A 9,091-nucleotide genomic window follows, 5' to 3' on the forward strand; every position below is an offset into this window, starting at 1 on the left:
CCTCAGCCTGAACGAGCACGTTTCAAAAAGAGTGTGAGTGCGACCGGGTTGCCCATGAGCATTGCCTAGCCAAGTGGGTATCCGGCGGGCTTTCCGGATGGTCATTTGGCGTAGCAAGCGGAATGGGCAGGTCAAGCGAGCACGTTTCGGCAATTTAAAGCTAACTAATCTACGCTTGGTGCTAGTTGGTTTGAATTGCCACTCTGGTTGGACCAGAATCGGCTGGAACGTGGTGGCCACGTTTTCGAGCCAAAGGGCGGTCTCGAAAGCCGGGCTTTATCTAAGTCGGAAAATCACCGACCAAGATAAACGACACCACTGAGCCAATTCTGGTCCGCCCGCCGTTAACTAACGGCTATTAAAAAATTAACGATTGATTATTTTCAGTTTGGTCATTTAGCCGAGCCGCTGGTTGCTAAAATGGCCCATGGCGTTTCAGCGGTTTAGGAACCAATCGGCGGGCGGCAATTTCAACTAGCACCAAGTGTAACTAACCTAACAAACAAAACTGTTTCACCCCAACCGCAAGCGCCTGTCATCCCAATCTCATATATCAAATCCCATAACAGCAGGTCGTAAGTCACTAAAATCCAACGCAACTGAAATAAAATACAGTATGAATTTTTTCAATTATTACATTTTCTTCAAACTTTTGTAAGGTTGTGTAACTTAATTGCAACGTTAATGTTGTCGAATCTAAAGAAAACTAGATTATTATTAAAGTAATTGGAAAATATTGAATTTTTTGTACATAAATGATTAAGGGATGGCAAAAGGTTTAACGAATTAGGTATTTTCCGGCATAAACTTAAAGGGGATGGCAATAGGTTAATCAGGGTTTGAGTCAGTGAGTAAACGTTGTTAAACAACAGAGAGAGGTAAAACATTGAATGGACAACAATTAAAAACTGCGGCTAAGGGGTTAGCCGTTGCTGCATTTACGGTCGTTAGTCTGGGTGTCGCCCAAGCGGTTACGGCCAATGCGGCAACGACCGCCGCAATTCCAGATATTTCTGAATGGCAAGGGAAATTGACGGCCACTCAAGTTCAAAATATGAAGCCGAATGTGTCGTTTGTCATCAACCGACGTCAATATGGGTCAGATTATATTGATAAATATGCGGCTAATAATACGAACTTGTACGTTAAGTACGGCGTGCCATTTGGCGAATATGCCTACTCGCAATTCGTGAGTGCGAGTGATGCCAAACAAGAGGCGAAGGATTTCTATAATCGTTCCAATAAAAACGCGGCGTTTTACGTCTTAGATTTTGAAGTCAACACCGTTAAATCTGGGACGACCAATGCCGCAGTTAAGGCTTGGTATGATGAGATGCGGTCCTTGACGAATAAAAAGTTGATTTTCTATTCTTATCAATCATTTGCAACGACGTATGCTAATACGGCGCGGCAAAATTTTGATGCGCAATGGATTGCCAACTATTCTTATACGCCAACGATTCCATTTGCATTGTGGCAATATACGGACGCTTATTACATGTCAGCGTTGAACAAGTATATTGATAATAGTCGCGCAACGCTCAGTGTGCATCCGATTAGCTGGTGGACCGCAGCTGGTGGGGTGACGAATAATGTCACCACCGATACGAACAACAATACTGGTAGCAATACCACGACGACGCCAGCCAAACCAACGGCATACAGTAAATATAAAGTGGGCCAACATGCTTATGTGCATAAGGCCGCATCAACTTATTATGGGACGAGTACTGCCATTCCAAGTAGTGCTAAACAGAAATTCTATAAGATTACAGCCGTGAAAGCCGTTAATAGCGGTAATTCGGCCCAAGCGGTGTACCTGAGCGGCTTGAATCAATGGGTCTTATCACAAGATGTTGATGCCTACTGGTATGGTCAACATGGCTCATATAATTTGACCAGTAATTTAAACTTGTATTCGGATGCCGCTTTGAAACATAAAGTCGGTGCCAAGTATAAGAAGGGGACCCAATTAAAAGCCAAGATGATCAAAAACGGTAAAGTTCGCCGGTTGAAGACGAGTCAAGGCTATGTCAGTGCTAACGTGAAGTATTCTACCCCCGCCTACCTCGAGTCGGTGCCAAGCAGTAAGACGATTACGACGACTAGGAAGGTTTATGCCTATTCGAAGTCATCATTGAAGAAGGCTTATCGACAAAATGGGGTGGCCGCTGGAACGAAGTTAACCGTTCAAAAAGTTGGCAAACGTTCAACGGGGTCACGTTACTTTGTGACGGCTAATGGCCAATATATAACAGCTAACAAGAGCTACGTGACGAATTAGGAGGTCATTTTTAATGCAATTTAAACGAAAAATTCAATTAGGAATCGCAACGGCTACGGGCGCTTTAGTGCTTGGGCTAGTCGCCGCACCATCGGTCAATCATGTGTTGCATGCGGCTTCTAATAATGTGACGACCGTTAGTCAAACGGCCGCACCAACGACAGTTAAGGCTACAGATCAAACGGTCAAAGCGACTAATGCCAGTGGGACGAAGTCGAATTATCGGGTCAGCTATGTGAAGTCGGGGACGAGCAGTAAAACCGCTACTTACCAAAAGACGGCTTATAATACCAAGAGTACCGCCACTGACAAGGTTGATTACATTAGCAACGTCAAGGGTGATACCGTGACCTTAAGCAACGGAACAACCGCCAAGTTGCAAGGAACGATGGGTCGCGTGTACGTCCATTGGAATACTAATAATTGGTCGGTAACGGCGATTGCCAATACGGCCGATGTGCAAAAGAATCCGGCTAAGTTTGCCCAACAAGTGAACAACCAACTTGAAAAGCAAGCCTTAACGACGACCAAGGTCACGCATGGTTCCGTGACAGTCTATGACCAAGCCCAATCTGGTCAAGCGAATACTGTTAAATGGCAAAAGTCTGATCAGGTCTACCAAGTTAAAGGTCAACAAGCCAATACCGCGCTAAAGATTGCGGCGGATGCGCAACATAACTAAAGTGTTACAGCTTCAGGCGCTGGCTAGTCCAGCGCCTTTTGTGCCTAAAAAGGAAGTGGCAGGATGCAAAAATTTCTTTGGGGTTGTCTTGTGGTCGGGTTATTAGGGGTCACCACGGTCAGTGCCAATCAACTGGCAACACCAGTCGTACCCACGGTAACCAAATCAGCATTAACCGTTCAAAAGTTAGATCCGGGGACGGCGCAAGCGGTGCAACCAACGACGGTAGTCGGGACGTGGCAATTAGCCAATCAGCGTTTGAAGTTACGAGCTGATGGCAGTTATCGGTTGACGATGGGGGAACATCGGACTGATGGTTATTGGCAATTATCTGGTCAACGAACGTTAACGTTGACCGATGCAGTGGGACAGCAAAAGCACGGATTGGTGACAACCCAGCACTTACGTTTTGCTGATCAGGCCGATCATTGGACTAAGCTATAGGTGGCTGACTGACATGGTATTTGAAATACGCTATCAAATAAGCTAGTTACTTAAGTGAAGTCTATGATAAAACTTAAGATAGGGGTTCAGCAATCATCAAATGATTACTGAACCCCTATCTTTTTTAGCCAGTCTTGTAGACGAGATAGGCACATAACCAAGTTACAATTTATGATAAAACGGTTGTCAAATGATTGGAATTAGATTAGAATAATTGCATGTCAGTTTTGGCAAGTCTAGTTAGAGGAAGTGGCAAAGATGAAGTTTTATTTAGTCGATGCGTTCAATGATACAGTCTTTAAAGGCAATCCAGCGGCGGTCTATGTCTTAGATCAATGGCCAGCTGATACGGTGATGCAGCAGTTAGCGTTGGAACATCATTTATCAGAGACCGCTTTTACGGTTAAGAATGGGGATCACTATGATTTACGCTGGTTCACCCCGGAACAAGAGATTGACTTGTGTGGGCACGCTTCATTAGCCACGGCTTACGTCTTATTTACATATTATGAACCGGAAGCCGAAAAGCTGAGCTTCCAAACGCAAAAAGGCCCGTTATTTGCGACACGTTCAGGTGATACTTACTATTTGGACTTTCCGAGTTTGATGCCCAAGCCAATTGAAAATGATCCGGCCTTTGCGGCGGCAATGGGCAGTGCGCCAACGAAAGCCTATTTAGCGCGGGACTTGTTCTTAGTTTATGATGAGGCAGCGACAGTGCGGGAGATGCAACCAGATTTGGCGAAAGTCAAAGCGTTGACGCAGGGATTAGGTGTCATTGTTACTGCGCCCGATACCACGTTTGATTTCGTCTCACGGGCATTTTACCCGAAACTGCAAGTAGATGAAGATCCCGTGACAGGGTCAGCCCACTCGAACTTGATTCCATACTGGGCCCAACGCTTAGGTAAAAATCAGCTGAGTGCGCAACAGGCTTCCGCTCGGGTCGGTTTATTAGATTGTGAATGGCGTGGGGATCGTGTCTTGATGGGTGGTCACGCGGTGTTATTTGCAACTGGTGAAAATACCTTAGCTTAATCAAAAAAAGACTAACCAAGTTGGTTAGTCTTTTTTTGATTGATCGGTTGCTTTCGCAGTAAAGTCAGTGCTGATCTGCGTTAGTTGCGTGTAAATGGTGTCAAAAGTGGGACCGAGTAAAGTCTGGATGCGTTGTTCACTAGATTCAAAAAAGGCCTCAATCTTGGTGGCTAATTGGCGAGCACTAGGTGTCAGCAGTAACCGTTTGTAACGGGCGTCGTTTGTCGCCGGGACGCGAATTAAGAGGTCCTTGGCGACCATGGTTGTGACTAAGCTGGAAGCGGTCGCTTTACGGATATTGAATTCATGTTCTAAATCACGTTGAAAGATATCTTGAGTTGCTTCATGGTTGGCAATGAAGTTGATCGTGCTGATCTGCATGCCAGTCAATCCCAATTGCTTCGCAAAATGATCCGAATCACGAGACAAAGCATTATTGGCCTTTTTGATTGCGATACCGATAGAATGCTGCATAAGCCACATCTCCTTAATAGTTCGTTATTTAACTAATGTGCATTATAGGCAAACTAGACTGGTAAGTCAACGCAAAATAGCCCTTTTAATTTTGTGGGAGTGTGCTATACTGGTTAACTAGTTCGCGTTAGAACTATTAACTGTTAGGAGTTGAATTGATGACTAAAAAAGTTGACTTAAAATTAATTTTAGCAGTAGTCGCGACTGGGCTACTTTCATTTTGTGGGGTGATTGTCGAAACGGCGATGAACATCACCTTTCCGGTCTTAATGCGGCAATTTAACATTAATACGGCCACGGTGCAGTGGATGACCACGGCTTACTTACTGGTGGTCTCAATGATCGTCCCGATTTCGTCCTTTTTAAAACGGCGCTTTCGAACGCGGACGTTATTTGTGACGGCTAACTTGCTGTTTATAGCTGGGTTAGTGATTGATGCTAGTGCCACTAATTTTACGATGTTAGTCCTTGGGCGGCTGGTCCAAGGTTTGGGGACGGGGATTGCTTTACCGTTGATGTTTAATATTATTTTAGATTGGACCCCTGATCAGCAGCGGGGAACCTTGATGGGAATTGGGACCTTGATCACAGCAATCGCACCCGCACTAGGACCAACATTTGGTGGCTTGATCGTCAGCAGTCTAGGTTGGCATTGGATATTTATCTTGTTATTACCGTTACTAGTCGTGTCATTAGTACTGGGACTGTTTGCCATTCGTCAGGCTGCACCCACAACGAAAGCTGGGTTCAATGTTGCCGGGTGGCTGGCAATTGTGGTTGTCTTTGTTGGCTTTACGATGGCCTTTAGCAACTTGCAACGATTAGGAACGCAACCGTGGTTGGTGATTGGTTGGTTAGTGTTAGGGTTACTTGGATTAGTGGCATTTATTGGATTTACGCGGCGAGCCAAACAGCCATTGATCAAACTGACCATTTTTAAAACTGTGTCATTTGATTGGCACTTACTAGGTTTCTTCTTAGTTCAAATCAATGCATTGGGATTAGCCTTTATTTTGCCAAACTATATTCAGTTGGTAAACGGCAAGTCGGCCTTGTTAGCTGGTTTATTCGTCTTACCTGGTGCGGCGATTGGGGCGATTTTTGCGCCTTTAGGTGGTCGAATCTTGGATCGCTTTGGTGCAGCTAAGCCGATTCTCACTGGGAGTACGATTATAGCAATTGCCATCGCGTTATTTACAGTGTTCGGATTGCACTTAACGGGTGAATTGATCTTAGGTCTGTACATCTTACTGATGATTGGGATGGGTCTAACGATGGGGAATACGATGACCAGTGGCCTGGGTCAATTAAGGGGTGACCAGCAAGCCGATGGTAATGCGGTCTTTAATACCTTGCAGCAATTTGCTGGGGCAACCGGGACTTCAATCGTATCCGCAGTTATTACGGCTGTCCAGACTCAAGCTAGCGGATCTAATGCTGATCGTACAGCTCTAGGATCAACAGTCGCGTTAGTGGTTTTGTTGGTCTTGGTTGTGCTAAATTTGGTTGCACTGATTAAGGCGATGCGAACTCGTAAAGCGTGATTGACTTTTTAAGCTGGATTGCTTATGATATGAGATAACAATTAAAAGTAGTGACCTTTAATGAGTAGTGGCTAGCCCAACAGTTAAGCGACTCGGTGGATGGTGTGAACCGGGCTGTGACTAGTGATGAATTACATAAAGTGAACTGCCATTTCGGCCGGCTGATTGCGTTATTAATCATGAGAGATCACGATCTTTAGTGATAACTTGGGTGGTAACGCGGTAAACTCGTCCCTGTTTTTAGACAGGGGCGAGTTTTTATTTTATCCGGTGACTAATTTTAGGAGGAACCAACATGAACATTATCGATGATTTAAAGTGGCGCGGCGCCATCAATCAACAGACTGATGAAGCTGGGTTGAAAGCATTAACTGAACAACAGTCCGTTTCGCTATACTGTGGGATTGATCCCACCGGCGACAGCATGCATATCGGGCATTTGATTCCCTTTATGATTTTGAAACGATTCCAATTAGCTGGTCACCATCCATACGTTGTTGTTGGTGGTGGGACCGGGGCAATCGGGGATCCTTCTGGGAAGAACTCTGAACGGGTCTTACAAACGATGGACCAGGTCAAACATAACGAAGATGGTTTGAATGCACAGATGCATAAGTTATTTGGCTCTGATGAAAACTTTTCAATCGTCAATAACTATGACTGGTTATCAAAATTATCTTTACTCGACTTTTTACGGGATTATGGGAAATTATTTAGCGTTAATACGATGCTCAACAAGGAAGTTGTTGCTAGTCGACTTGAAGTCGGAATTTCTTACACGGAATTTACGTACCAAATTTTGCAATCAATTGACTTCTTACATTTATACCGGGCTGAACACGTCCAATTACAAATTGGTGGCGCTGATCAATGGGGCAATATCACGGCCGGAACTGATCTAATCCATCGTTTGGAAGGTAATGAGGCTAAGGCATACGGCTTAACGATTCCATTATTATTGAAAGCTGATGGGACAAAGTTTGGTAAAACTGCGGGTGGGGCTGTCTGGTTAAACCCAGAAAAGACGTCCCCTTACGAATTCTACCAATTCTGGATTAACCAAGATGACCGTGACGTTGTGAAATACTTGAAGTACTTCACGTTCTTAAGTCATGAAGAAATCGACCGCTTGGCTGAAACGGTCAAGACGGCGCCTGAAAAGCGAGAAGCCCAACGTCGTTTAGCCGAAGAAGTCACGGAATTTGTCCATGGTAAAGCGGCTGTTGTTGAAGCGGAAAATATTACTAAGGCGTTGTTTACTGGTGATGTGCAAAACTTGAATGCTGATGAAATCGAACAAGGTTTCAAAGGGGTTCCTTCAGCCGAAGTCTCAACTGAAAAGCAAAATATTGTGCTGTGGTTAGTCGATGCGACTAAGTTTGAACCATCACGTCGTCAAGCACGCGAAGATATTAAGAACGGTGCGATTCGGATCAATGGTGAAAAGATCACTGACGTTGATGCCGACATCGATCCAACGGTGGCTTTTAATGGCAAGTTTGTCATTGTTCGTCGTGGTAAGAAGAAGTATTTCTTAGCACGGGTCAACTAAATTTACTAATTGAAGTCAGAAAAGTGTTTTTGAGGTCATCTCAAAGACACTTTTTTTGTGAGTACAAGTCTGTTATTTTCAAGTAAATGTAGTAAAATTAAAATCGAATTAAAAATTGCTCATAATTTAAATGGAAATTGTTCTTAACTTGTAGAAAGGAAGATGGCCTATGCAACCTCAGTCAACAAAGCTTTCGACGCGGACGATTGCGTTATTGGGATTATTGATTGCGGTGACTGTTGTGATTTCGCGGTTACTGATCATTCCAATACCGATGACTCATGGTAACGTGAATTTATGTGATGCTGGGATTATGATTGCTGCATTGTTGTTTGGTCGGCGTGGCGGGGTAATCGTTGGCGGCGCGAGCGGTTTTATTTTGGATCTAATTTCTGGATATTCGCAATATATGTTATTTTCTTTGATTGTGCATGGTGTTGAAGGCTGGCTAGTTGGTCAGTTAGGTGCTGGTAAGTCAAAGCGTCGCCAGTTAGTCGCGATGTCAGTTGGTGGTCTAGTGATGGTTGTCGGCTATTTTGTGTCAGATTCAATTTTGTATGCTATGCCCACGGGGTTAATTGGTATTCCAACCAATGCCGTGCAAGCAATTTTAGGTGGTGTCATTGCCTTTCCGGTCGTTTTACGGTTGAGTCATTACGTTAAAGCACAATTTAATTAAAAGGGCTCTTATATAGTAGGAACTTGTTAGCTACGACTAATAAGTTCTTTTATTTTAAAATAATATCAAAAATCCCTTGACCGAGTATTTTTATACTGGTATAGTATTACTCGTTGCTGTTACCGGCCAACAAATAAGTTCATTAACAAAATAAAAAAAGTTGTTGACAGCTTAAAAATGTTTTGTTATTCTTATTAACGTTGCGTTTGAGGCAACCAACCAAATGATTCAAATTAAATTGATTTAAAAAAGTTCTTGACAGTTTTAAATCATGATGATAAGATGATTAAGTTGCGTTGAGGAAATCAACGAACGAATTAGATCTTTGAAAACTGAACAAAGTTTCGACGAATCAAATGTGTAGGGTCTATCAATTCTTGAATTGGTAGCAAAC

8 protein-coding genes and 1 other annotated feature are annotated in these 9,091 nt (G+C 43.7%); of the genes, 7 read left to right on the forward strand and 1 reads right to left on the reverse strand.

Going from position 1 to position 9,091, the window contains the following annotated elements; all coding sequences use genetic code 11:
- Positions 1-952 precede the first annotated feature (952 nt).
- The 4 genes from FFM77_RS10830 to FFM77_RS10845 all read left to right on the forward strand — a co-directional run bounded on the left by FFM77_RS10830 (position 953) and on the right by FFM77_RS10845 (position 4,448).
- Positions 953-2,284 carry a DUF5776 domain-containing protein gene (locus tag FFM77_RS10830; RefSeq protein ID WP_414672084.1) on the forward strand — a complete coding sequence of 444 codons (1,332 nt, stop codon included), beginning with the start codon at positions 953-955 and terminating at the stop codon, positions 2,282-2,284.
- A gap of 13 nt (positions 2,285-2,297) precedes the next feature.
- Positions 2,298-2,966, forward strand: a complete 669-nt coding sequence (locus FFM77_RS10835; protein WP_137635784.1) for a hypothetical protein — start codon at positions 2,298-2,300, stop codon at positions 2,964-2,966.
- A gap of 63 nt (positions 2,967-3,029) precedes the next feature.
- Positions 3,030-3,410 carry a hypothetical protein gene (locus FFM77_RS10840; protein ID WP_137635785.1) on the forward strand — a complete coding sequence of 127 codons (381 nt, stop codon included), beginning with the start codon at positions 3,030-3,032 and terminating at the stop codon, positions 3,408-3,410.
- Between the two features lie 258 nt (positions 3,411-3,668).
- A complete protein-coding gene (locus FFM77_RS10845; protein ID WP_137635786.1) occupies positions 3,669-4,448 on the forward strand; it encodes a PhzF family phenazine biosynthesis protein in 780 nt (259 codons plus the stop codon).
- Between the two features lie 24 nt (positions 4,449-4,472).
- Here the strand turns inward: FFM77_RS10845 and FFM77_RS10850 are convergent, their stop codons facing one another.
- Positions 4,473-4,922, reverse strand: coding sequence for a MarR family winged helix-turn-helix transcriptional regulator (locus tag FFM77_RS10850; protein ID WP_137635787.1), 450 nt, complete (start codon positions 4,920-4,922; stop codon positions 4,473-4,475).
- Positions 4,923-5,080: 158 nt separating this feature from the next.
- On the opposite strand from FFM77_RS10850, the gene FFM77_RS10855 reads away from it, so the two are divergent.
- The 3 genes from FFM77_RS10855 (at position 5,081) to FFM77_RS10865 (ending at position 8,697) form a co-directional block, all read left to right on the forward strand.
- Positions 5,081-6,466: an MFS transporter gene (locus tag FFM77_RS10855; RefSeq protein WP_137635788.1), complete on the forward strand. Its 1,386-nt coding sequence runs from the start codon at positions 5,081-5,083 to the stop codon at positions 6,464-6,466.
- A 41-nt stretch (positions 6,467-6,507) separates the two neighbouring features.
- Positions 6,508-6,705, forward strand: a binding site (T-box leader).
- Positions 6,706-6,761: 56 nt separating this feature from the next.
- Positions 6,762-8,018: a tyrosine--tRNA ligase gene (tyrS, locus tag FFM77_RS10860; RefSeq protein WP_137635789.1), complete on the forward strand. Its 1,257-nt coding sequence runs from the start codon at positions 6,762-6,764 to the stop codon at positions 8,016-8,018.
- Positions 8,019-8,187: 169 nt separating this feature from the next.
- Positions 8,188-8,697: an ECF transporter S component gene (locus FFM77_RS10865; RefSeq protein ID WP_137635790.1), complete on the forward strand. Its 510-nt coding sequence runs from the start codon at positions 8,188-8,190 to the stop codon at positions 8,695-8,697.
- Positions 8,698-9,091 lie beyond the last annotated feature (394 nt).

The sequence above is a fragment of the Lactiplantibacillus songbeiensis genome, from assembly GCF_005405125.1.
GTDB lineage: Bacteria > Bacillota > Bacilli > Lactobacillales > Lactobacillaceae > Lactiplantibacillus > Lactiplantibacillus songbeiensis.